Source organism: Pseudomonas sp. GR 6-02 (assembly GCF_001655615.1).
GTDB lineage: Bacteria > Pseudomonadota > Gammaproteobacteria > Pseudomonadales > Pseudomonadaceae > Aquipseudomonas.
This window is the reverse complement of sequence record NZ_CP011567.1, coordinates 3,629,511-3,651,043: the sequence shown is the minus strand read 5'-3', so window position 1 is coordinate 3,651,043 and position 21,533 is coordinate 3,629,511. Positions and strand designations below refer to the sequence as shown.

Genomic DNA, 21,533 nt, shown 5'->3' with positions numbered 1-21,533 from the left:
AGCTCCCTCGCCACAAGTCTTCGTGGCCTCAATGCCGGGTCACGATCTCTTCCAGATGATCCATGATCTCGTCCGGCTTGAGCACCAGCACATCGCTTTCCAGCGCATCGAGCACCACTTCCGCCGTATTGCCGATCAACGCCCCGGACAACCCGGTCCGCGCCACCGTGCCGATTACCGTCACGGAGGCCCCCAGCTTATGGGCCATGAACGGAATCAATACATCCGCCGGGCCTTCCTCGATGTGCAGGTGGTCGTCGTCGATGTCGAACTCGGCCTGGAACGCCTGGCACTGCTCGCGGTAACGGGCCTCGATGGTTTCCTTGAGCTGCATCGTCGGGTCGGCCGCCGACAGCATCGGCGACGGATGGGCGCTGATCACGTGCAGATGGGCCTTGGCCAAGCTGGCAATGTCGTAGCCATGATCGATGATGCTGGCATGCAAGGTGCGGTGTTCGCCGTCCATGTTGCCGACATCGATGGCCGCCAGGATCACGCCACCGGTCCAGGGTTTGGCGGTTTTCACCAGCAGCACCGGAGTCGGGCAGTAGCGCAGCAGTTTCCAGTCCGCCGGGGTCAGCAGGGCCTTTTTCAGTGGGCTGTCGGGATAATGCTGCTTGACCACCAGCCCGCAACCTTCAGCCTGCTGCACATCGATAATGGTGTCGTGCAGGCTTTCGTTCCAGGCTTGCTCGGTGGTGACGTTGTACCCGTCCGCCAGCAGGGCCGCCTTGAGCACGCCGAGCATCGCGCTGTGATCATGCTTTTTATCGCAGACCAGCAGGTGCAGATGAGCCTGGGTCACGCCAGCGATCAATTTGGCCCGTTTGAGCGCCAGGCTTTCCGAGTGTTCGGGTTCAATGACCACCAGAATGCTGCGAATGGCTTGCATGATCGGGATCTCCAGGAAGGTAAAAACACTGCGTTGGACAACTATAGTTGCTGGTCGGGCATTCGCGACTTGATGCATATCAACGGTGGCGACTGGTGGTCTGTCGGCAGGCCGGTATAATCGGCGCCCTTCGTTTTGAACCTTTTATCCGTGAGCCCCATGATCCTTCCCGAAATTCACGAGTTCCTCGGCTGCCGCACGCCCGACGGTTGGGTCCAGGCCGCGCTGGCCGATCAGGAAACGCTGCTGATCGACCACAAAAACTGCGAATTCAAGGCGGCCAGCACGGCGTTGAGCCTGATTGCCAAGTATCACTCCCACGTCGATCTGATCAACCTGATGTCGCGTCTGGCCCGGGAAGAGCTGGTGCACCACGAGCAGGTCATGCGCCTGATGAAAAAGCGCAAGATTGAACTGCGCCAGCTGTCCGCCGGGCGTTACGCCTCGGGGCTGCGCAAAGTGGTGCGCAGCCACGAGCCGGTGAAGCTGGTGGATACGCTGGTGGTCGGCGCGTTCATCGAAGCCCGCAGTTGCGAGCGTTTCGAGGCGTTGGTGCCGCATCTGGATGAGGAGCTGGGCAAGTTCTATTTCGGCCTGCTGAAAAGCGAGGCCCGGCATTTCCAGGGGTATCTGAAACTGGCCTATCAATACGGTGACGCCAAGGACATCGCCCAGGTGATCGACAAGGTGCGCGACGCCGAACAGGCGTTGATCGAGTCGCCGGATGTGGAGTTCAGGTTTCACAGTGGTGTGCCGGTCGCGGCGTGACAACGTGTAATCTTCAATAATTGTAAAAAACTCTTAAAAGAATGAAACATCGCCAAAAACCGGCTTCCATGGCCGGTTTTTGCTGTCTGCGATAACTGTCCCTTCACCGATTGGCGCCATAATGCCGGCCATTTCATTCAAGGGTTGGCAGACGGTCATCATGGAGAGTCTGGGTTTTGGCAAAGTATTGCTGGTGGAAGACGACGAGAAGCTCGCCGGGCTGATTGCGCATTTCCTGTCCCAACACGGTTTTGAAGTCCGCGAGGTACACCGCGGAGATCTCGCGGTAGCCGCTTTCCTTGAATTCAAGCCGAAAATCGTCGTACTCGACCTGATGTTGCCGGGCCAGAGCGGCCTGCACGTGTGCCGCGAAATCCGCAGCGTATCCGACACCCCCATCGTCATTCTCACCGCCAAGGAAGACGACCTCGATCACATTCTCGGCCTGGAATCCGGTGCCGACGACTACGTGATCAAACCCATCAAGCCCCCCGTGCTGCTCGCTCGTCTGCGTGCCTTGCAACGCCGTCAGATGCCGGACAGCAGTGTGTGCAGCTCACTGGAATTCGGTCATCTGAGCATCGATCGCAGTTGCCGCGAAGTGCGCCTGGCGGGCGAGGGCATCGAGCTCACCACCATGGAATTCGAACTGCTGTGGTTGCTGGCCAGCGCTGCCGGCAAGACGCTGTCCCGCGACGACATCCTCAACCGCATGCGCGGTATCGCCTTCGACGGCCTCAACCGCAGCGTCGACGTGTACATCAGCAAACTGCGCGGCAAGCTCAAGGACAACCCGCGCGAACCGGTGTGCATCAAGACCGTGTGGGGCAAGGGCTATCTGTTCAATCCGTTTGCGTGGGAGCTGTAGATGCTGCGGTTATTTTTGGGACTGTTTCTGGTGATGACGGTTGGCCTGGTACTGGGGCTGCAAACCGTCGAGCGCACGTTCGATGCGCTGCTCGACGGTCAGATGCGCAGCTACAACCAAGAGGCGGTGCGTGGTCAGGCCTGGTCGCTGGTCGAGCAATTGCGCGGCCTGGACAGTCCGGCCCGGGAGCGACAGCTGGAAGCCATACGCCCTCACTACGGTTTGGGCCTGGCTCTGGTCGAGACCGATCAATTGTCTCTGACCGATCAGGAACAAGCCGAGTTGACCCAGGGCCTGCTGGTGATGCGCGACAAGTACACGCAGTTCATCTCGCGCATTGACGACGGTTCGCAGTTGCTCAGCATCAAGCTGCCGGCCGAGCCGAGTCTGATGCCGTTCTACATTGCCGCGGCCTATCTGATGATCGCGGTGATGATCGGTTTTGTGTTGTTTTTCTGGGTGCGCCCGCACTGGCGCGATCTGGAGACACTGCGCCTGGCCGCCGAACGCTTTGGCGATAACGACCTGTCGGCGCGTATCCAGTTGTCCAAGCGCTCGAACATTCGTGACCTGGCCGAACACTTCAACCTGATGGCCGCGCGCATCGAGGGACTGATCGCCAACCAGCGCGAGCTGACCAACGCGGTGTCCCATGAGCTGCGCACACCCATCGCGCGGTTGTCGTTCGAACTCGACCAACTCAAGCAACAGCCCGACCCAACCCAGAGCCGCGAGTTGATCGCCGACATGTACGCCGACCTCGGCGAGCTGGAAGAAATGGTTTCCGAGTTGCTGACGTACGCCAGCCTTGAACGCGGTGCCACGGTGATTACTCGGGAGAACATTCAGGCCAGCCATTGGTTAGACAGCGTGGTGGGCAGCGTGACGCTGGAGGCTGAAGCCGCCGGGGTGCAATTGCTGATTGTCGAATGTCAGGTTGACGAAGTTCGTATCGAACCGCGCTTCATGGCCCGGGCAGTGATCAATTTGCTGCGCAATGCCATTCGTTATGCCGATCAGCGGGTGGAAGTGTCGTTGGTACGCACCGGTGATCATTACGAAGTGCAGGTCAACGATGATGGGCCGGGCGTGCCGCTGGACGGGCGGGAGAAAATCTTCGAACCGTTCTCGCGCCTCGATGCCAGCCGCGACCGCCGCACCGGTGGTTTCGGCCTGGGCCTGGCGCTGGTGCGGCGGGTGTCTCAATCCCATGGCGGGCAAGTGGAAGTGGCGGATTCTCCGTGGGGCGGGGCGTCGTTTCGCATGACCTGGGCGCATTTGGATTAGCGGCTCAAGCCCAGGCGTTCATGCCACTGGGCAATGGATTCTACCGGGTAGACCTCGAATTGCTGGTCCCCCGGATGCACCTCAACTTCCACCCACGGCGCCTTGGAGCCGAGCATCAGGTGCGTGTGCTCGGGCGGCACCGGCAACGGGGTGTCGATGGCCGAGGAAAACGGGTGAATCAGCTCCGGCCATTCAGGGCTGAACAGCCATAATCCAGAGCCGCACCGGGAACAGAAATGCCGCTCGGCGGTGCTGCGCCGGGCGCGCTTATCGCCTTCGTCCTTGAGCCGCGCATGGTAAATCGAGATGTGCTTGCGACCACGCACCTTGAGGCTCTGGGCGTCGCCCGCCAGGTTGATCGCATAACCGCCACCGCCCTGGGTCTTGCGACAGATGGGGCAGTAGCAACGCTGATAAGGGTAGGGGTGGGCGCTGGTCAGGCTGAACGACACCGCGCCGCAATGGCAGGAGCCTTCGAGCTGCATGGGAGCCTCCGACGGGGTTGGGATGACTCAAGACAGACTAGACCGTAAGCGTTTCTGCACTTGAATTTATGCCTGCGTTGTCGCGGTCTACCGGTTAGGCACCCGCCACAAATACCACGACGCCACCGTCCTATAAGGGCTCCATGCCAACCCGATATCAATCATCTGCTTGCGACTCGGCTGTTGTTCCAGCCCCTTCATCCGGCGATAACCCTCACGCACCCCGAAGTCATCGGCCGGCAAAACGTCTGGCCGCTCCAGGCTGTAGATCAGCAGCATTTCCACGGTCCAGCGGCCCACTCCGCGCAAGGTGATCAAACGCTCGATCAACGCTTCATCGTCCATCGCCAGCGCCGTGGCGTAGTCCGGCACCACGCCGTCCAGAGCCGCCTGGGCGATGCCCTGAATGGTTGCGATCTTGCTGGCGGAAAAGCCGCAACCGCGCATCTGCTCGAAGTCGGTCGCCAGGATCTGCTCGGGTCTGGGGAAGGTGCTCGCGGGAAACAATGCCAGCAGCCGGCCGACAATCGCATCGCCAGCCTTTGCATGCAGTTGCTGATAGGCAATCGCCCGCACCAGCGACTCATAAGGATCGCGCGCCGCATGGGGTTGATGCAGGCAAGGGCCGATGGCGCTGATGTGGCGCTGCCAGTCGGCATCGAGGGCCGAGAGGAATTGGCTGGCCAGTTGATAGGTGTCGGGCATGGAGCATCCTGAGGGGCGGGTGGCTGCGGGAAGACTAGTCGTCTCCCCGCAGCGCCGCACTCCATTGCTTGCGGTCAAACTTTGCCGGTCGGGGCCAGCAGGGCGTTCACTTGGCTGTAGGTGAAGGCCTTGAGGTGACTGCTGTCGAGCGTGCCGGTTTGCAGAAAGCTTTTGGCCAGGCCGGCCATGGCGCCGTAGAGGAATTCGGCGATGCCCGAGCCGGCGCTCAAACGGCGCACGCCAAGGGCTTGCAGTTCTTCAGGCGAAGGCAGGCCCGGGAAGCCGAGCACGTTCAGCGGCAGCGTCGTGCCGTGGCACAGGGCGTCGATCTCGTACGCCGCCGTGACGCCAGCGGCGAACAGTCCGTCGGCACCGGCCGCCTGATACAACGCGGCGCGTTTGAGCGTCTCGGCGACGCGATCTTCGGCCGGCACCAGGCCCCTGAGGTACACGTCAGTGCGGGCATTGATGAACAGCTTCACATCCCGGCGATTGGCAACCTGGCGCGCGATTTCGATCTTGCGGGCCAGCAGGTCGGGCGAGGCAGCACCGTCCTCGATATTGATCCCCACGGCACCGGCGGCGATCACCGCGTCGACCACTTGCGCAACTCGCTCCAGGTCATCGGAATAACCCGCCTCAATGTCCACGCTCAACGGCACGCTGATGACCCGGGCGATGGATTCGACGGTGGAAACCAGCCGCTCAAGCGGCAAGGTGTTGCCATCCGGATAACCATGCACCCAGGCCACCGCTGCGCTGCTGGTGGCCACGGCTTTGCTGCCCAGCTGTTCCACCAGTCGCGCCCCGGTGGCGTCGGCGACGTTGGTCAGAATCAACAGCCCGCTCTGGTGCAGTTGATGGAATTGAGTGTCGAGTGTGTCCATTGAATGTCCCTCCTTATGACTTTTTATTGAAAAACAATGGAGTGATCAGAATGCCAGTTGTTGGGTGATTTGCACCGCGGCGCTTTCCAGCCTGAGCAGAAACGCTTTACGCGGTTGTCCACCACCATAGCCGGTCAACGAACCGTCTGCGCCGATCACCCGATGACAGGGCAGCACGATCGCCAGACGGTTTTGTCCGTTGGCCATGCCCACGGCGCGACTGGCGCCGGGCTTGCCCAGTTGCGCGGCAATCGCGCCATAGGTGCTGGTCTGGCCGTAGGGGATCTTCATCAATTCGCTCCACACCTGCTTGGCGAACGCGCTGCCGGGCAGGTGCAGGGGCACGTTGAATTCGCTCCGTTTGCCGGCGAAGTATTGCGCCAGTTCCTCTTCGATCTGCTGTAAATGTCCGTTGTGTCCCGGGGCCACGGCGTAGCCATAATGGTTCTGCAGTTCTTCGATTTCCTTGGTCAATGCCGGTCGGTCGAGAAACTCCAATAGCACCAGCCCACGCCGTTCGGCCATGGCGATCATCGGTCCCAGTGGCGTGGTCAATCGGGTGAACAGCAACGGCTCGCTGTGGGCGGCGCGACCGGGGGTGATGTGGAATGACTTTTGAAACGCATCGCGAAAACCGCTCAAGGATTCATAGCCGGAATCGAACGCCGCGTTGTCGATGGAGTCGCCCTGTTTGATGCCACCGAGGGCGATGCCCAGGCGTCGGCTGCGCAACCAGGCATGAAAGGTCATGCCGAAATGCTGCTTGAACCAGCGCCGCAGTTTCAGCGGCTCGATGCCCTCGGCGAGCAATTGGGCATCGGTCCAGCGCTGGTCGGGGTCGGCGTCGACGGATTTCAGCAGTCGTTGCACCCAGTCCGGCGCAATGGCCGCGGCGTCCAGCGGCTTGCACCGCAGGCAGGCCCGATAACCCGCCGACATCGCCTCATCGGCATGGGCGAAGAACTCGACGTTTTCCGGCTTCGGCTTGCGCGCCGTGCAACTGGGGCGGCAGAAGATGCCGGTGGTTTTGACCGCGGTAAAGAACACCCCCTCGTAGGCGGTGTCGCGTTCGAGCATGGCGCGAACCATCTCGGCGTGGGGCGGAAGCACAGCGTTTTGTAGGTTCATGGGCTGAGCATAAGCCGCGTTGCCTGGCGCCTCTACCGGAAAATCGACAGAGAATTTTTGTACCCTGAGCTACAGTCATCGGGTCACCGGCAATGCTGTAAACGATATTTTCAGGAATCCATCCCAATGCAAGCATTCACGATTAAACACATCGATCACATCGTCCTGCGCGTCGAGGACCTCGAACGCAGCATCGCGTTTTACGGCGAGGTACTCGGCGCCGAACTGGTCAAGCGCCGCGACGATCTGGGCCTGGTGCATTTGCGTGCGGGCACCTCGATGATCGACCTCGTCGATATCCAGGGCGAACTCGGCCGCACGGGCGGGGCTGCCGCTGGTCGCGAACGGCGCAACGTCGATCACTTCTGCCTGCGCATCGAACCGTTTGACGAGGATGCGCTGGTCAGTCACTTGCAGTCCTTCGGCCTGAAACCCGAGAAAGCCGCCGTGCGTTTTGGTGCCGAAGGCAACGGGCTGTCGATCTATTGCTTCGATCCGGACGGCAACCAGGTCGAACTGAAAGGACCGTCCCAAGCGTAAAGGTCAGGCCCGTTTCGCCATCAACAGCACCGAAGCTGCCGCCGACAGCAACCCCGCGCAGCAACGGTTGAACATCCGCTTGCCCCGTGGTTCGGCGAACCAGCGGCGCATGTGCAGGCCCATGTAGGCGTAGGCGCTGATGGCAATCCATTCCAGCAGCAGGAACAACGCGCCGAGCACCGCGAATTGTGGCGCCACCGCCTGGGTCGGGTCGACGAACTGCGGCAGGAAGGCGGTGAACAGCAAAATGGCCTTGGGATTACCCGCTGCCACCAGAAACTCCTGCCGCGCCAGGGCCAGGATCCCCACCGGCGTGCCGGTGACGTGCTGCTCGGCCTCGGGATTGGCACGCCACAGTTGCCACGCCAGGTACAACAGGTAAGCGGCACCGATGATCTTGATCGCGTAGAACAGCCATTCCGAGGTTTTCAGCACCACCGACAATCCGGCGGCGGCCAGGCCAATCATCCCGGCAAACGCCAGCAAACGCCCGACGCCGGCCACACAGGCGCGACGATAGCCATAACGGGTGGCGTTGCTGACCGACAACAGATTGTTTGGGCCGGGGGTCATGTTCAGGGCGAAGCAGGCCGGCAAAAACAGGAGGAGGGTGGCGAGGTCCATGAACGGGGCTCCAGGAACGAGAGCGGTATTTTTATCACGGGTGGTTGGTGATTTGGCCCATACAGCGGTGGATGCAAATAGCCGTACAGAGAAAAACACGGGACAGAAAAACACGGGACAGACCACGATTGTTCGGCATCTGCCTTGAATCGTGGTCTGTCCCTTTTTGCGCTTTTTGCGCTACGCCGGACGCGGTGCTTCTACGGGCGGGGTGCCGTCGTGGAACATTGTCTTCAGTTGAGCACGCAGTTCTGGTGAATCGGTGTGCTTGTGAACACTGACCGCATGCTGTGCCGCGGCCTCCAGCAGTTCGTTTTCAGAGTCTGCGGACAGGGCGACCGAGCATTTGGACGCGCTTGGGAACTCGCGGCAGTCGATGTATTTACGCGCCATGATCTTCTCCTCCCTACGATGAAGGCAGGCTGTGGCCTGCGTGAACGATCACTCGACGCGCCCCGCATCGAGTGTGCCGACTCTTGAAGTATAGGCCCGCCATAAGGTGCCTCGTGACAGTCTTGCAACCTACAGGGCGCGACATGCATCGCGGAACAGGCAAGGGTTGTTTTCTTCAATACAGCATTTCCCAGGCTCTTTACCTTGAGCCCTGGTTCAACTGAATTGAAGAAGGTATGCAATGAGTCTGATTCTTTCCATGGCGGCGTTTGCCTTGGTCGCTTCCATTACACCGGGGCCGGTGAACATTGTGGCGTTGAGCTCGGGGGCGCAGTTCGGTTTTCGCGCCAGTCAGCGACATGTCGCCGGAGCAACGCTGGGTTTCGTTTTATTGCTGGTATTGATGGGATTGGGGTTGCATGAAGTATTGCGGTTGTGGCCGGCGCTGACGCAAGTGGTGCAACTGGCGGGTGTTGCGTTTCTGTTGTTCATGGCCTGGAAACTGGCGGCGGACGATGGTCGCATCGATGCGGATAAATCGCGCCGGGCGCCGTCGATGTTATATGGCGCGATGATGCAATGGCTCAATCCGAAAGCCTGGCTGGCCTGTGTAGCGGGCATGGGCGCGTTCGTCGCGGACGGTGAGGCGCGGCTGGTCTGGCAGTTTGCGGCGGTGTATCTGGTGATCTGCTATGTGTCTGTCGGCTGTTGGGCGTATGCCGGGACATGCCTGCAGGGTTATCTGAATAATCCTGTAGGCATGCGATGGTTCAACCGGCTCATGGCATTGTTGCTAGGGCTGAGTGCGGTGTATTTGTTGCTTTCCTAAGCAACATACCCTCAGTCATTCACCTTAATCGAGTCCGTGCAGCAAACTGAACTCTTGTTTTGTCAGCGGTGTGAACCGGTTGTTTCGAAGCTGGCTGATGGCATACAGGGCACGACCCGTACGGCCATTACCGTCGCCTAGACCGTGGAAACCTACGACGGTCGCCAGCAACTGTTTGTCGAAATGCTCATGACTGGAGTTCAGTGTTTTCAGATGTTGTTCCATCGCGGCGAATCCACTGATGTTGCTAGCGTATTTCTTGTCATTGACGCCCACGCGCACGACGTCCGAGGTGGCTGGCGCGATACGGGCATGCAGCTGTTTGATCACGGTCGGATCAGTCAGTGTTTTTTGATTGCCGGCGTACTCGCGCAGTACCGCAACGATGCTGTCGAGGTCGTTGCCAGGGGAGGTAGAACCATTGACGATCCAGGCGCCGGCCCTTTGCGAGTTATCGGTAAAGCCCATTGGATTGAAGGCTGATTCTGGCATGACCTGATTAAACGGTACCTTGCCCAGGTCTTGCTGTAATACGTTTTGTTGGTAATTCTTCATGTAGGTGACGTTTTTCGCTTCGACCTGGGCAAAGGTTGCCAGTGTATCGGCGTAACCTTGAGCACCGGATGCGGAGCGGGCGCTGGTGTAGCTGTATTGAGCTTTTTCCAGGACTGCCTTGAAAAGATCTTCAACAGGCGTTCGACCGATCAATCCCTGCAGATCTTGCGCTTGCTTGAGTCCGAGCGCCGATTCAACAAGCGCATTGTTGAACAGATGCTCCAGTTCGGACGGCAGAGCGCCATCTGGCAGTCGACTGTTCTTGTTGCCCAGGCGGGTCACAATCTGTTCAACGGTTTGAATGCTGTCGTCCTTGAACAGCGCTCGACCATGGGCAACCGTGTCCAGCGACATTCGAATCCGGGGGCCTGCGCCGGTATGGTTGATGGCCCGGAGCAGATCATAGCTGTTCGCGCCCGTCAGATAGCGCAACTGCCGCCGAGCCAGATACGGGGTGGAGAGCGCATGAGCGCCTAGTTTCTTCACGCCCCGAGCCAATAGTTTTCCGCCGCCCTTGAGCAGTTGAGGCACTCCGTCAATGGGGTTGAAAAGGCTGATGACAGTACTGCCAACAACTTTGGACGTGGAAAGGAGTTTGGAGACCAGGGTCGTGGCCTTGGCGCTGATAGCGGTAACTTTAATGCCGACGACGGCAAAGGAAACAGCGAGGGCCGCCGCGTCCATGACACAGCCGTGAATAGCGCGGTTTTGTCGGGCAGGAACCCCCGAGGAAAGCTCCTCGACGCATTCCTTGAACGGAATGATCAGGTTCAGAATGAATGTGAAGATGGCGTCGGTCTTTTCAATCGCTTTTTCCCGTCGTGTCTGATCGAGGCCCAGTTGCATCAGTTCATCTACAGTGAAATAGGGGTTCTCTTTTGCAATAAGGTCGCTGATTGCTTCTTTTCGCGTGGAACGAAAGTAACGGTTCGGCGAGGGGGTGCCTGCACTGGCCGACGATGGGTTGAATTCTCCGATCTTGCGGATAAAAAAGGCGGACCGGGAATAGCTGCGGGGGGCCGTGTTCGCTCGATAAGCCTGTATATCCAGACGGCCTTCCAAATGGTGTTTGTGGTTCACAAACGTCGCTACAGCGGACCCACTGGCCATGAAGAGAGGGCGAAACACTTCGCCAAGTTCCTCGCTGTATACGCATTCCGTCCTCATTGGAAACAGTTGATAACAACGAAGCTCTGAATCAAGTACCGCACAAATGAGAACGCCATAACGGCCCGTCTTCCCAGGGATGGGCGTCGCGGGTCTGACTACGCCCGTCGGGTTGGGAATATTGGTAAATCGGGTGGTGGTGTATTCCTGAACACAATAGATACCCAGGTGGCCGTCCTCAATGAACGACCTGTCCGTCGGGCTTAGTTGCGAGAAGGTAACGTTGATAATGGCCGCCAATGCTTCGGTCATTGAGTTGTGATGATTGTGGATCGCTTGCTGAAATTGATCCGCAACGGGGTACATGTCAGCCAGATCAGGAAAGGACTCGTAAATGCTGGTGCCTTTGGCTCGATCCCAATCCCGGGTGTGAAGCTCATCGCCCAGGTAAAGATCGACAACCGATACTCGCCTTCCCGCGCCGCCGCCCGTTCCGCGATGTTTGACCAACAGTTCCTCGGGGTCACAATCCGGCACTTGGGATTTCAGTTCTTTAAGCGCGAGCGCCTTGCGATGGGGCAGCGGTTTGCCCAGATCAATCAAGGCGCTCGTCATCATGTCCGCATGTTGCTTGTACTCATCCATCGCCACCGTAACGGCTTGCTGATTGAGGTTGCCCTCTGAATCCCGGGAGATCAGGTCGTTCATTAGCGCCCAGGTGATCACCGGGTCAGCCGAGTGTGCGGCAAACACTGCTTTGAGCTCGGGTGTCAATTGCGATGCGCGGGCGAACCCCAGCAGGTGTTGGTAGGCCATGCTCCGGGAAACACCGGGGGTGATCGCTTCGGCAAAGTGTACGGCCTGGGTGAAGACGACCCACGCCGGTGTGCCAATACGCAGATTGGACGGCAGTTCATCGGCAAGATATTCCGGCGCCATGCCACTCAGGACCCATTCCGCGACGAGCGGGGCAATCATGGCGTCGAGCTTGAGTTGGCTGACCAGATGCTGTTCAAGTTGCGTGCGGACCGCTGAGGGGGAAAGCAGCAAATGACGTTTCGAGTAGAGGTCAAAACCTGCAAACGAGGTATTGGCGCTGTCCAGTTCCGGATCAAGGTCAAGCAGCATCACCGCAATCATCAGCTGTTCGATGAACTGCTCGGTGGGCTTGGGGCCGTTTTCATCAGCGAACCAGCCTAATGCCGTCATGAACGCATGCCCATTATTCGCGCTCGACACTGCAATATCGATCAACCGTGTCAGACGGTAACCTTGGCTGGTGGGCAGTTTGTCGGCGGAAAAGCTTTCAAGTTTCAGCGCATGGCCATAAAGCGAAACCAAAGGAAGTTCGCCTCCGGTTTCTTCCTCGATCACATCGCGAATGAGGGCGCGATTTTTCTCCGTGAGTTCGAACGGTGAGTCTTTGGGAGGGCTCAGCAACTCCCAGTAGTTCCCATAGGGCGACGGTGCTGGAAGGGGGGTGACATTCAGTAAATCAATTAACTCTTTTGCACTTTCCACGCTGGCCGGGAGTGGCAAGCTGTGAAAACGCAACCACTGACTTATTGTGATTTTTTCGGTGGACGTCACCCATCCGCCAGTCAGCTTGGCACTGCCTGAAAGGAGGCGTAGTTGTTCATCGATATCGGCAACGCCAGTGAAGTGATGGGCGATATCGTTACGCTCGGAGAAGAAGCTGACAGTGATCAGCTCACCGTTGGTTTCACGGGTACTGATGTTGTCATAGGAATAAAAGAGTTGGCCGTGTTCATTGACATGAAAGATGTTTGTTCGGGAGATGCCTTGTTCGACCGCGATTTTTTTGAAGTCGGGTTGCCGGCTGAGCCTCGCCAGGCAGGTAGTAGCTGGACGATGTAGTTGGGAGAAGTCGGAATTCGGGTCACAGGTAACTGATACACGATCCCACGACCATCCAACGGTTGCCATTACGTCTTCATCGCTGAGGAAGTTGGCGATGGCTTCAATGACTAATTGTTTTTCGCGTTGGTTGCTGGAATGAAATACGTTGTTGTTCGGCGTGTTCAAGTAAGAAGCTCCATCTTCTGATATTGGGTTGTAGCGTGGGAAGGGAGCTTAAATAAGAGTTTGGAGTGTTGTCATATTAGTTATATGACTTTGTATGAATTTTACCGGCATGGCTCGTGGGTTTATATTAACTAACCTGTTTTTGACAGGGGGCGCATGTCGACATATTAACTTACCCGCGATATTGCCCTGGTGTCGCCGCCAGATGTTGCTTGAACGCCCGCTGAAAATGCGCCTGATCAGCAAATCCGGCCTCCAATGCGACATCGGCGATCAGCCTGCCGCTACGCAGTCGATCCCGGGCGAACTGGATGCGCCGGTTGACCAGAAATGCATGGGGCGTCATGCCGTAATGCTGTTTGAAGGCGCGGATAAGGTAGGACGGCGACAGTTGCGCCGCTTCGCAAATGTCTTCGAGCTTGAGCTGATGCGTGCAGTTATCGCGGATGTAGTCGGCGGCCCGTTCGAGCTTGAAATTGGGTTCGCGCAGCGGTTGATCGACCGGGTTGAGCCGCTGTTGCACCTCGGTGAAAAACTCCACCGCCGCGCTGTGTTTGCGCAGCACGTCTTGCTGCTGATCGATCAACACCTCGTATACGCTCCTCAGGCCGGCGAACAGCTCGAGATCGCGATTGTGGGTGATGGAAAACCGGCGAAACGCCGAATCCTGGCTGAAGCCGAGCTGATGCTGCAAGTCAGTCAGCCAAGGCGTCTCGACGTACAGCATCAGGTACGACCAAGGCTGGTCATCGATCGGATTGCAGGCATGCACATCGCCGGGGTTCATCAACACCACGGTGCCGGCGCTGACCTGAAACTCCGATTGCTCATGGATGTAGGTACTGCGCCCAGCGGTGATAGCACCGATGGAAAAGTGTTCGTGGGAATGCCGGGCGTAGCAGACCTCGCGGCCGTCGGCGATGGAGCGGGCTTCGATGAAGGGCAGGGCGTCGTCGCGCCAGAAACGCGGGGCTTTGTCTGCATCTTTGGCGACGGTGTGCTTCATCTCGATGTCCTTGGCGGGCCAGTGCCTGAGTGTATTAGCTCTGGCCCGCGAAGGCTCGTTCCAGTTCGGCGATGTCGAGCTTTTTCATTTGCAGCATCGCTTGCATCGCGCGCTGGGACTTGTGCGTATCGGGGTCTTGCATCATGTGCATCAGCGCGATCGGCACGATCTGCCATGACACGCCGAATTTATCCTTGAGCCAGCCACATTGCTGCGCCTGCACAGGCCCACCGGCGGACAGGTTGCCCCAGAAGTGGTCGACTTCCTCCTGATTCTGACAATTGACCTGGAACGACACCGCTTCGTTGAAGGTGAACACTGGCCCGCCATTGAGACCGGTGAAGGTCTGGCCATCAAGCTCGAAGCTGACCGTCATCACCGAACCTTCCGGGCGGCCGTGGATTTCCTGACCGGCCTTGCCGTAATGGGTGATGGCGGTGATTTTCGAGTGATCGAAGATCGAGCAATAGAATTTCGCCGCCGTTTCGGCCTGATCGTCAAACCACAGGCAGGGCGTGATTTTTGGAAAGCGTTGCATGGCGGTTGTCCTCGGCAGGTTGAACACACTGGATTATCAGATTAGCCAGTCCGCAGTAGACGGGTGGCGCCGTAGATCGACAAGTCCGTAGCAGCTGCCGAGCTGCGCGAGGCTGCTGCTACGGGACGGGAGCGACCGGTGGTCGATGAACATGGCTTGTGGGTCAAATTGCGCTTAGCTGTAGGGATGACCCAAGGCGCCGCGTAGGTATTTCGCTGCCACAGCGGCGCCCCTTCAGAACACCGTGAGTCTGAGGAAATCAGCCATGCTGACCCTGAATATCAATGGCAAGGACCAGGAACTGGATGTCCCCGCGGACATGCCGTTGCTCTGGGTTCTGCGCGATGTCGCGCACCTGACGGGCACCAAATTCGGTTGCGGCATGGCCCAGTGTGGCGCCTGCACCGTACACGTCGACGGCGCGCCGCTGCGCTCTTGCATCACGCCCGCCACGGCGGTGGCCCACGGGCAGAAAATTCTCACCATCGAAGGCCTGTCCAGCGACGGCTCGCACCCGGTGCAACAGGCCTGGGCCGAACTCGATGTGGTTCAGTGCGGTTATTGCCAGTCCGGGCAGATCATGTCGGCGGCCGCGTTGCTGGCGAAGATCCCCAAGCCTACCGACAGCGACATCGACCAGGCGCTGTCCGGCAACATTTGCCGCTGCGGCACCTACCCAAGAATCCGCGCCGCGGTCAAACGCGCCGCCGAGATCGGGTGAGGCGACGTTGAAGCCACGTTGAAGGGAGTCTGAGCAATGAACAGCATCAACCCTGTTTCGCGTCGCGGTTTTCTCAAGGGCAGTGCCGTGTTGGGAGGCGGTCTGGTGGTGGCGTTTGTCATTCCTGGCGGCCATCGCTTCGCCTTCGGTGCCGAGAATCAAGGAGAGGTGTTCGCGCCCAATGCCTTTTTACGCATCGGCAACGACAACAGCGTCACTGTGCTGCTCGGCCATTCGGAAATGGGCCAGGGCATCTGGACCGGCCTGACCATGTTGATCGCCGAAGAACTGGACGCCGATTGGTCGAAAATACGCGTCGAACACGCGCCAGCCTCGGCTGCCGAGTATGGCCTGCCGGCGTTTGGCGGGATGCAAATCACCGGCGGTTCGACCTCGACCTGGATGGAGTTCGATCGCTATCGTCAGGCCGGCGCAGCGGCGCGCTTGATGCTGATCGACGCGGCAGCCAAGCGCTTCGACATGGCGCCTTCGCAGATTCGCACCGAATCGGGCGTGGTCATTGCCGGCGACAAACGCGCCACTTACGGCGAACTGGCGGATGACGCCGGCAAGTTGCCGGTACCGGATCCAGCCTCGATCAAGTTCAAGGAAGCCAAGGACTGGAAGGTCATCGGCAAACCCACCAAGCGCCTCGATACCCCGGAGAAAATCACCGGGCAGGCCAAGTTCGGCATGGACGTGCAATTCGACGGGCTCATGACTGCGGTGGTCGCTCGGCCGCCAGTGTTCGGTGGTAGCGTCAAATCCTTCGAAGGCGCCGAGGCGCTGGCGGTGCCTGGCGTGCACAAAGTGGTGCAGGTGCCCACGGGAGTCGCGGTGATTGCCGATCATTATTGGGCGGCGAAGCTGGGGCGCGATGCGCTGAAGGTTGTATGGGAACCGGGGCCGAACGCCGGGCTCGACAGCCAGCAACTGCTGGAAAGCTTCCGTAAACTCGCCGCCACCCCCGGGACCTCGGTCAGCCAGGCCGGGGACGCGACGGTGATGTTGGGCAGGGCGGCGAAGACTATCGAGGCCGAATACAGCGTGCCGTACCTGGCCCACGCGCCGATGGAACCGCTCAATTGCACGGTGAAAATCACCAAGGACAAATGCGAAATCTGGACCGGCACGCAGTTCCAGACCCTGGATCAGATGATCGCGGGGAAGATCACCGGGCTCAAACCCGAACAGGTCGAGATCCACACCCAATTCCTCGGTGGCGGCTTCGGGCGTCGGGCCAACCCGACCTCGGACTTTGTCAACGAGGCGGTGTACGTCGCCAAAGCGGCGGGCGAACCGGTGAAAACCGTCTGGTCCCGAGAGGATGACATTCGCGGCGGTTACTATCGCTCGGCATTCCTGCATCAGGCACGCATCGGGTTGGACGCCGACGGTATGCCGATCGCCTGGAAGCATATGCTGGTCGGGCAGTCGATCATGGCCGGCACGTCGTTCGAGGCGACCATGGTCAAGGACGGTGTCGACAAAACCTCCGTCGAAGGTGTGGCCGACAGTCCTTATTTTGAGGGGCTGGCCAATCACCTGATCGACCTGCATTCCCCGCAAACCGGCATCAGCGTGCTGTGGTTGCGGTCGGTGGGGCATACCCATACGGCATTCGTCATGGAGTCGTTGATCGATGAGCTGGCAGAGGCGGCCGGCAAGGATCCGGTGGAATACCGACGAACCTTGCTCAAGGCGCATCCACGGCATCTGGGGGTGCTGAATCTGGCGGTGGAGAAAGCCGACTGGAAAGCGCCGTTGCCGGACGGCCACGCATTGGGCGTGGCGGTGCATGAGTCTTTCGGCAGCTACGTCGCCCATGTGGCGGAGGTGTCGCAGGACAACCTGGCGATTCGCGTACACCGGGTGGTGTGTGCGGTGGATTGCGGCATTGCGGTCAACCCGCAGAGCATCGCCGCGCAGATGGAGTCAGGCATCACCTTCGGTCTCGGATTTACCTTGCACAGCAAACTGACGTTCAAGAACGGCCAGGTGCAGCAATCCAATTTTCACGACTATCAGGTGTTGCGCCTGAACGAAATGCCCGTGGTCGAAGTGCATATCGTCCCCAGCACCGACAAACCCGGCGGCATCGGCGAGGTTGGTGTACCGCCCGTGGCGCCGGCCGTGGCGAACGCGGTGTTTGCCCTGACCGGGCAGCGTCTGCGGGAACTGCCGCTGCAATTGTCAGGGGTGTGACATGAAACGACATTTGTTGCTGGGCGCGGTGGTGTTGATCGGGCTGACTGGCTATGCCTCGGACCTGTTCGCTGATGATAAAGAGGCGCTGAAGGCGTTTGACACAGTACAGAAGGTGTTCCAGAGCCCGCGCTGTCAGAACTGCCATATCCCCGGCGATTCGCCTTTACAGTTCGACGCCGGCAATCCTCACGCGATGAGGGTGGTTCGCGGGATGGATGGCAAAGGGGCGGCCGGTCTGCCGTGTGCCAGTTGCCATGCCGACAGCAATCCGCCCGCCAGTTATGGGCCTCACACACCGCCCGGAGCGCCGCATTGGAGCCTGCCGCCAGCCGCGCACAAAATGGCCTGGATCGGCCTGCCGCCCGACAGGTTGTGCGCAATGATCAAGGATCGTTCCAGTAATGGCGATCGTGATTTTGCGGCACTGATCAAACATGTCAGCGAGGACAAACTGGTGCTCTGGGGCTGGCATCCAGGTGAGGGACGGACGCCGGTGCCGGTGCCCCACGACATTTTCGTCACCCAGTTCAAACTCTGGGCGGACGCTGGAGGGCCGTGTCCGGTGGCGGGTAGCTGACCAGCGGCGCGTTTATAGGGAGTCAAACCGGGTGTGAACGACTCTAACGTTTATATCCATCAAGGGAGTGAGTAATGCTAACCCCAGAAAAACCGCTCAAACCCGGCGTGGGCACGCCGAACGTCCTCGACGGCGCCGTGCAGGACCGCGATGTACTGCGCGACCTGGCGCGCAAGGCCGAGCAAGAACTGATGGGCGTGCAGATGGCGAGCATGGATGAGTTGACGCTGCTGTCCAATCGTCATGGCTTCGAGGCTCTGGCCCAATTGGCGCTGGAGGCTTGTCGGCAGTTGGGCCAACCTGCGACCCTGTTGTTTTTCGACCTTGACGACTTCAAGCGCATCAACCGGTTGTATGGGCGTGCCGAGGGCGACAACGCCCTGAAAACCTTTGCCGACGTGCTGCGCATCGCTTTTCGTGAAAGCGATGTGATCGGTCGGCTGGGCAGCGATGAGTTTGCTGCCTTGTTGACCGGCGCCAACACGGTGGAGATTGCCGCAATCAGGGCGCGCCTCGAAGAAATACTCGATGAGCGTAATGCCACGGTGCATCGTGGCTATGACATTCGCTTCAGTGTCGGGCAGATCGAGTTTGATGCTCAGCTAACCCAAACGGCGCAAGATCTGCTGGCTCTGGTCGATAAGGCGTTGCGTGCCCGACAGTTCGAAGCTCGTCATTCTTGAATGGCGCCTTGCAAAACCGCTGCAACGTGCTCGGCCGTTCGTAACAGCCGACCATCCTCTCTGAACCTTCCGATCATCTGTAGCCCGACAGGCAACATGGCTTGGCCGGGCCTCAGCGGTATGTTCAGTTGCGGCCAGCCAAACGCCCCCCAGAACTTGATGAAATCCGACGGTCCGGTGCTTTCCAGGCCGACCGGCGCGACCATCCCGCAAGAGGCGCCGAGCATGGCGTCGAAGGGGTGGCAAAGCTCGCTCAAGCGTGGGGCAAGATCAGCCAGGCGCGCCTTGGCAGCGGATTCCTGTTGCCAGGTTGTGGTTGCCGCCCGCTCGAACATGGCCAGGGTCGAAGGGCTCAATTGTGTTCGGTGTTGTTGAAACTCCTTTGCCAGCGAGCGGGCACCTTCGCAATCGTTAATCAACTGATGATCGTCGAATACACCGGCAAACTCATCCGGCAGCCGTACGTCGCTCACGTGATGGCCGGCGCTGCGCAACTGATCCACCGCCTGTTCCAGGGCAAGGACCACGTCGGGGTCCACTTGATCCCAGCGCGACGTGCGGCAGAACCCCAAGTGCAGCGGACGCCGCTCGATGTCCGGCATCACAAACCCGGGAATCAACACGCGCGCTACCAGGTGCAGGTCGCGCACTGACTGGCCATACCAACCCACGGTGTCGAAGCTCGGCGCCAACGGTTTTACCCCTTCCAGCGACACCAGGCCCAGCGACGGTTTGAAAGCGAAGAGGCCGCAGTAGGATGCCGGCTTGAGCAACGAGCCAGCGGTCTGGGTGCCCAGCGCCAGGGCAAAGAACCCTGCAGCCATCCCGGCCGCCGAGCCAGCGCTGGAGCTGCCCGGCGTTCGCGTAAGGTCGTGGGGATTGCGGGTTGGACCGGTGTGCATGTACGCAAACTCGGTGGTATGGGTCTTGCCCATGATCAGCGCCCCGGCCTGGCGCAGCAGCGTCACGACGTGGGCGTCCCGGGAGGGTTGATGGTCGGTATAGATGGGTGAATAGAACTGCGTGGGGTGGGTCGCAGTGTCGAAAATGTCCTTGATGCCCACGGGAACGCCGGCCAGCAGACCCTGGCCGTTGTGCTGCGCCGCATCAGCGCGGACCTGCCGGGCGTTGAACGAGACAAAAGCCCGGATATCCGGCTCTTGCGCCTGAATGCGTTGAAGAAAGGTTTCGACGACGATGGCAGCGGTGGTCTCGCCATTGACCACCGCTTCACTGAGGGTGGTGGCGTCAAGGGGCAGGCGGATCATTTGGCGAACAACTGATTGATATTTTTGAACGCCTTGAACTCCAGAGCATTGCCGCAGGGATCGAAAAGAAACATCGTGGCTTGTTCGCCCACCAATCCCTGAAACCGGATGCCCGGCTCGATCACGAAGTGTGTACCCAGGGCTTTCAGGCGTTCGGCCAGCGCCTCCCATTCTTCCATCGGCAATACCACACCGAAATGCGGCACCGGTACGTCGTGGCCGTCCACGGCGTTGGTATGGGCGGCTTCCTGGGAAGCATTTTTCGGGGCCAGATGAATCACCAGTTGATGGCCGAAAAAGTTGAAATCGACCCAGTGATCGCTGGAGCGACCTTCTTCCAGGCCGAACACTTCACCATAGAAACGCCGGGTAGCGTCCAGATCGTAAACCGGGATGGCCAAATGAAAAGGGGACAGTTGCATCGGATGTGCCTCGACGGGTTGAGCGTTGAGGCTGAGTTTAGTCCTGTGCTTTTTGATTAAAAGACGATAATTTTTGCAGCGAGCTCAAATTATTTCGATCAATTGGGGGCCGTATGCTGCGGGAACTGAAAACCTTCATTGCCGTGACGCGCCATGGCACGTTCGCAGCGGCAGGCATGCACATCGGCCTGACTCAGTCGGCGGTCAGCGCGCAGATCCGCAATCTGGAGCAGGCGTTGGGCATCCGTCTGTTCGATCGCACCGGGCGTCAGGCGCTCCTCAATGCCGCAGGGCAGCGAGCGTTGCCGATGGCTCAGGAAATGCTCGAGATCTTCAGTCGCATGGCCGTCAGTGATGACATCAGCGAGTTTCGTGGCGAATTGAAGATCGGCGCGGTGGCCACCGTCCAGACCGGTTTGTTGCCACGGGCGCTGTTGCGACTCAGGCAACAGGCGCCGTTGCTGGAGGCGAAACTGGTGCCGGGGGTATCCCTGAACCTGCTGAGCCAGGTGGACACTGGCGAAGTGGACCTGGCGATTCTGATCAAGCCGCCGTTTGAATTGCCCAAGGAATTATCGGTGCAAGTCATTCGCCGGGAGCCGTTTGTGCTGATCGTGCCGGCCGACCTTGAGGGGGATGACCCGCTGCAGTTACTCGCCAGCCATCCTCACGTACGCTACGACCGCAATTCATTCGGTGGGCGATTGGTGACGCGTTTTTTGCGCGAGCAGCAGATTGATGTACAGGTGGCTCTGGAGCTGGATGAGCTGGAAGCCATTGTCAAGATGGTGGAATGCGGGCTGGGTGTTTCGCTATTGCCCGAGGCGGGGCTGTGGCTTGAGCATGGGGCGAAGGTCAGGATCATCCCGCTGGGAGAGCTGACGTTCTACCGGGAGATCGTGCTGTTGCAGCGTTATAGCCAGCGTACACAGCCGATCCAGCAGTTGTTTGCTCAGTGTTTGTTGTGAAGATCGTTTGAATTTGAGGGCACAAAAA

At 59.4% G+C, this 21,533-nt stretch carries 22 protein-coding genes; 10 read left to right on the top strand and 12 right to left on the bottom strand.

Annotated elements, in window-relative coordinates:
- Positions 1–28: 28 nt before the first annotated feature.
- On the bottom strand, positions 29–892 hold the full coding sequence (locus PGR6_RS15960; protein ID WP_064618244.1) for a universal stress protein: 864 nt from the start codon (positions 890–892) through the stop codon (positions 29–31).
- Positions 893–1,051: 159 nt separating this feature from the next.
- On the opposite strand from PGR6_RS15960, the gene PGR6_RS15955 reads away from it, so the two are divergent.
- The 3 genes from PGR6_RS15955 to PGR6_RS15945 all read left to right on the top strand — a co-directional run bounded on the left by PGR6_RS15955 (position 1,052) and on the right by PGR6_RS15945 (position 3,815).
- Positions 1,052–1,660, top strand: coding sequence for a tRNA-(ms[2]io[6]A)-hydroxylase (locus PGR6_RS15955; RefSeq protein ID WP_008010271.1), 609 nt, complete (start codon positions 1,052–1,054; stop codon positions 1,658–1,660).
- A gap of 160 nt (positions 1,661–1,820) precedes the next feature.
- Positions 1,821–2,528 carry a winged helix-turn-helix domain-containing protein gene (locus PGR6_RS15950; protein ID WP_064621290.1) on the top strand — a complete coding sequence of 236 codons (708 nt, stop codon included), beginning with the start codon at positions 1,821–1,823 and terminating at the stop codon, positions 2,526–2,528.
- Positions 2,529–3,815, top strand: coding sequence for an ATP-binding protein (locus PGR6_RS15945; RefSeq protein WP_064618242.1), 1,287 nt, complete (start codon positions 2,529–2,531; stop codon positions 3,813–3,815). It abuts the gene before it with no gap.
- Here the strand turns inward: PGR6_RS15945 and PGR6_RS15940 are convergent.
- From PGR6_RS15940 to PGR6_RS15925, 4 genes are all read right to left on the bottom strand, one after another.
- Positions 3,812–4,300, bottom strand: coding sequence for a GFA family protein (locus tag PGR6_RS15940; RefSeq protein WP_064618240.1), 489 nt, complete (start codon positions 4,298–4,300; stop codon positions 3,812–3,814). The two genes, PGR6_RS15945 and PGR6_RS15940, sit on opposite strands and share 4 nt — an antisense overlap.
- Before the next feature lie 87 nt (positions 4,301–4,387).
- A complete protein-coding gene (locus PGR6_RS15935; protein ID WP_064618238.1) occupies positions 4,388–5,005 on the bottom strand; it encodes a DNA-3-methyladenine glycosylase family protein in 618 nt (205 codons plus the stop codon).
- Positions 5,006–5,079: 74 nt separating this feature from the next.
- Positions 5,080–5,892, bottom strand: coding sequence for an isocitrate lyase/PEP mutase family protein (locus PGR6_RS15930; RefSeq protein ID WP_018929642.1), 813 nt, complete (start codon positions 5,890–5,892; stop codon positions 5,080–5,082).
- A gap of 45 nt (positions 5,893–5,937) precedes the next feature.
- Positions 5,938–7,020 carry a bifunctional transcriptional activator/DNA repair enzyme AdaA gene (locus PGR6_RS15925; protein ID WP_064618236.1) on the bottom strand — a complete coding sequence of 361 codons (1,083 nt, stop codon included), beginning with the start codon at positions 7,018–7,020 and terminating at the stop codon, positions 5,938–5,940.
- Between the two features lie 126 nt (positions 7,021–7,146).
- Here PGR6_RS15925 and PGR6_RS15920 point away from each other — a divergent pair, with 126 nt between their 5' ends.
- On the top strand, positions 7,147–7,560 hold the full coding sequence (locus PGR6_RS15920) for a VOC family protein (RefSeq protein ID WP_018929640.1): 414 nt from the start codon (positions 7,147–7,149) through the stop codon (positions 7,558–7,560).
- A 3-nt stretch (positions 7,561–7,563) separates the two neighbouring features.
- Here the strand turns inward: PGR6_RS15920 and PGR6_RS15915 are convergent, their stop codons facing one another.
- Both PGR6_RS15915 and PGR6_RS15910 read right to left on the bottom strand, forming a co-directional pair.
- Complete coding sequence (locus PGR6_RS15915) at positions 7,564–8,184, bottom strand: LysE family translocator (protein WP_064618234.1); 621 nt, start codon at positions 8,182–8,184, stop codon at positions 7,564–7,566.
- 180 nt (positions 8,185–8,364) lie between these two features.
- Complete coding sequence (locus tag PGR6_RS15910; RefSeq protein WP_007937743.1) at positions 8,365–8,577, bottom strand: DUF1059 domain-containing protein; 213 nt, start codon at positions 8,575–8,577, stop codon at positions 8,365–8,367.
- Positions 8,578–8,818: 241 nt separating this feature from the next.
- Here PGR6_RS15910 and PGR6_RS15905 point away from each other — a divergent pair, with 241 nt between their 5' ends.
- On the top strand, positions 8,819–9,406 hold the full coding sequence (locus tag PGR6_RS15905; RefSeq protein WP_018929638.1) for a LysE family translocator: 588 nt from the start codon (positions 8,819–8,821) through the stop codon (positions 9,404–9,406).
- 24 nt (positions 9,407–9,430) lie between these two features.
- Here the strand turns inward: PGR6_RS15905 and PGR6_RS15900 are convergent, their stop codons facing one another.
- From PGR6_RS15900 to PGR6_RS15890, 3 genes are all read right to left on the bottom strand, one after another.
- Positions 9,431–13,114, bottom strand: a complete 3,684-nt coding sequence (locus PGR6_RS15900; RefSeq protein WP_064618232.1) for a hypothetical protein — start codon at positions 13,112–13,114, stop codon at positions 9,431–9,433.
- A 172-nt stretch (positions 13,115–13,286) separates the two neighbouring features.
- Positions 13,287–14,120 (bottom strand): AraC family transcriptional regulator, encoded by an 834-nt coding sequence (locus tag PGR6_RS15895; protein WP_018929636.1) that lies wholly within the window; start codon positions 14,118–14,120, stop codon positions 13,287–13,289.
- A 34-nt stretch (positions 14,121–14,154) separates the two neighbouring features.
- Entirely contained in the window at positions 14,155–14,658 is a 504-nt protein-coding gene (locus tag PGR6_RS15890) for a VOC family protein (protein ID WP_018929635.1), read from the bottom strand.
- A gap of 265 nt (positions 14,659–14,923) precedes the next feature.
- Here PGR6_RS15890 and PGR6_RS15885 point away from each other — a divergent pair, with 265 nt between their 5' ends.
- The 4 genes from PGR6_RS15885 to PGR6_RS15870 all read left to right on the top strand — a co-directional run bounded on the left by PGR6_RS15885 (position 14,924) and on the right by PGR6_RS15870 (position 18,847).
- Positions 14,924–15,379 carry a (2Fe-2S)-binding protein gene (locus tag PGR6_RS15885; protein ID WP_007937751.1) on the top strand — a complete coding sequence of 152 codons (456 nt, stop codon included), beginning with the start codon at positions 14,924–14,926 and terminating at the stop codon, positions 15,377–15,379.
- Between the two features lie 36 nt (positions 15,380–15,415).
- The gene (locus PGR6_RS15880; RefSeq protein WP_064618230.1) at positions 15,416–17,584 is read left to right on the top strand and encodes a xanthine dehydrogenase family protein molybdopterin-binding subunit; all 2,169 of its coding nucleotides are present in this window, start codon (positions 15,416–15,418) and stop codon (positions 17,582–17,584) included.
- A gap of 1 nt (position 17,585) precedes the next feature.
- Positions 17,586–18,164 (top strand): hypothetical protein, encoded by a 579-nt coding sequence (locus PGR6_RS15875; protein WP_018929632.1) that lies wholly within the window; start codon positions 17,586–17,588, stop codon positions 18,162–18,164.
- 74 nt (positions 18,165–18,238) lie between these two features.
- Positions 18,239–18,847, top strand: coding sequence for a GGDEF domain-containing protein (locus PGR6_RS15870; RefSeq protein WP_064618228.1), 609 nt, complete (start codon positions 18,239–18,241; stop codon positions 18,845–18,847).
- Here PGR6_RS15870 and PGR6_RS15865 read toward each other — a convergent pair.
- Both PGR6_RS15865 and PGR6_RS15860 read right to left on the bottom strand, forming a co-directional pair.
- A complete protein-coding gene (locus PGR6_RS15865; RefSeq protein WP_064618226.1) occupies positions 18,838–20,115 on the bottom strand; it encodes an amidase in 1,278 nt (425 codons plus the stop codon). The two genes, PGR6_RS15870 and PGR6_RS15865, sit on opposite strands and share 10 nt — an antisense overlap.
- Positions 20,112–20,537: a VOC family protein gene (locus tag PGR6_RS15860; RefSeq protein ID WP_019579332.1), complete on the bottom strand. Its 426-nt coding sequence runs from the start codon at positions 20,535–20,537 to the stop codon at positions 20,112–20,114. Before PGR6_RS15860 ends, PGR6_RS15865 begins: the two co-directional genes overlap by 4 nt.
- A gap of 113 nt (positions 20,538–20,650) precedes the next feature.
- On the opposite strand from PGR6_RS15860, the gene PGR6_RS15855 reads away from it, so the two are divergent.
- Positions 20,651–21,505, top strand: a complete 855-nt coding sequence (locus PGR6_RS15855; protein WP_018929628.1) for a LysR family transcriptional regulator — start codon at positions 20,651–20,653, stop codon at positions 21,503–21,505.
- Positions 21,506–21,533 lie beyond the last annotated feature (28 nt).

Coding starts and splice junctions, on each gene's coding strand:
- PGR6_RS15960 (WP_064618244.1), bottom strand. CDS start 892: ATGCAAGCCATTCGCAGCATTCTGGTGGTCATTGAACCCGAACACTCG.
- PGR6_RS15955 (WP_008010271.1), top strand. CDS start 1,052: ATGATCCTTCCCGAAATTCACGAGTTCCTCGGCTGCCGCACGCCCGAC.
- PGR6_RS15950 (WP_064621290.1), top strand. CDS start 1,821: ATGGAGAGTCTGGGTTTTGGCAAAGTATTGCTGGTGGAAGACGACGAG.
- PGR6_RS15945 (WP_064618242.1), top strand. CDS start 2,529: ATGCTGCGGTTATTTTTGGGACTGTTTCTGGTGATGACGGTTGGCCTG.
- PGR6_RS15940 (WP_064618240.1), bottom strand. CDS start 4,300: ATGCAGCTCGAAGGCTCCTGCCATTGCGGCGCGGTGTCGTTCAGCCTG.
- PGR6_RS15935 (WP_064618238.1), bottom strand. CDS start 5,005: ATGCCCGACACCTATCAACTGGCCAGCCAATTCCTCTCGGCCCTCGAT.
- PGR6_RS15930 (WP_018929642.1), bottom strand. CDS start 5,892: ATGGACACACTCGACACTCAATTCCATCAACTGCACCAGAGCGGGCTG.
- PGR6_RS15925 (WP_064618236.1), bottom strand. CDS start 7,020: ATGAACCTACAAAACGCTGTGCTTCCGCCCCACGCCGAGATGGTTCGC.
- PGR6_RS15920 (WP_018929640.1), top strand. CDS start 7,147: ATGCAAGCATTCACGATTAAACACATCGATCACATCGTCCTGCGCGTC.
- PGR6_RS15915 (WP_064618234.1), bottom strand. CDS start 8,184: ATGGACCTCGCCACCCTCCTCCTGTTTTTGCCGGCCTGCTTCGCCCTG.
- PGR6_RS15910 (WP_007937743.1), bottom strand. CDS start 8,577: ATGGCGCGTAAATACATCGACTGCCGCGAGTTCCCAAGCGCGTCCAAA.
- PGR6_RS15905 (WP_018929638.1), top strand. CDS start 8,819: ATGAGTCTGATTCTTTCCATGGCGGCGTTTGCCTTGGTCGCTTCCATT.
- PGR6_RS15895 (WP_018929636.1), bottom strand. CDS start 14,120: ATGAAGCACACCGTCGCCAAAGATGCAGACAAAGCCCCGCGTTTCTGG.
- PGR6_RS15890 (WP_018929635.1), bottom strand. CDS start 14,658: ATGCAACGCTTTCCAAAAATCACGCCCTGCCTGTGGTTTGACGATCAG.
- PGR6_RS15885 (WP_007937751.1), top strand. CDS start 14,924: ATGCTGACCCTGAATATCAATGGCAAGGACCAGGAACTGGATGTCCCC.
- PGR6_RS15880 (WP_064618230.1), top strand. CDS start 15,416: ATGAACAGCATCAACCCTGTTTCGCGTCGCGGTTTTCTCAAGGGCAGT.
- PGR6_RS15875 (WP_018929632.1), top strand. CDS start 17,586: ATGAAACGACATTTGTTGCTGGGCGCGGTGGTGTTGATCGGGCTGACT.
- PGR6_RS15870 (WP_064618228.1), top strand. CDS start 18,239: ATGCTAACCCCAGAAAAACCGCTCAAACCCGGCGTGGGCACGCCGAAC.
- PGR6_RS15865 (WP_064618226.1), bottom strand. CDS start 20,115: ATGATCCGCCTGCCCCTTGACGCCACCACCCTCAGTGAAGCGGTGGTC.
- PGR6_RS15860 (WP_019579332.1), bottom strand. CDS start 20,537: ATGCAACTGTCCCCTTTTCATTTGGCCATCCCGGTTTACGATCTGGAC.
- PGR6_RS15855 (WP_018929628.1), top strand. CDS start 20,651: ATGCTGCGGGAACTGAAAACCTTCATTGCCGTGACGCGCCATGGCACG.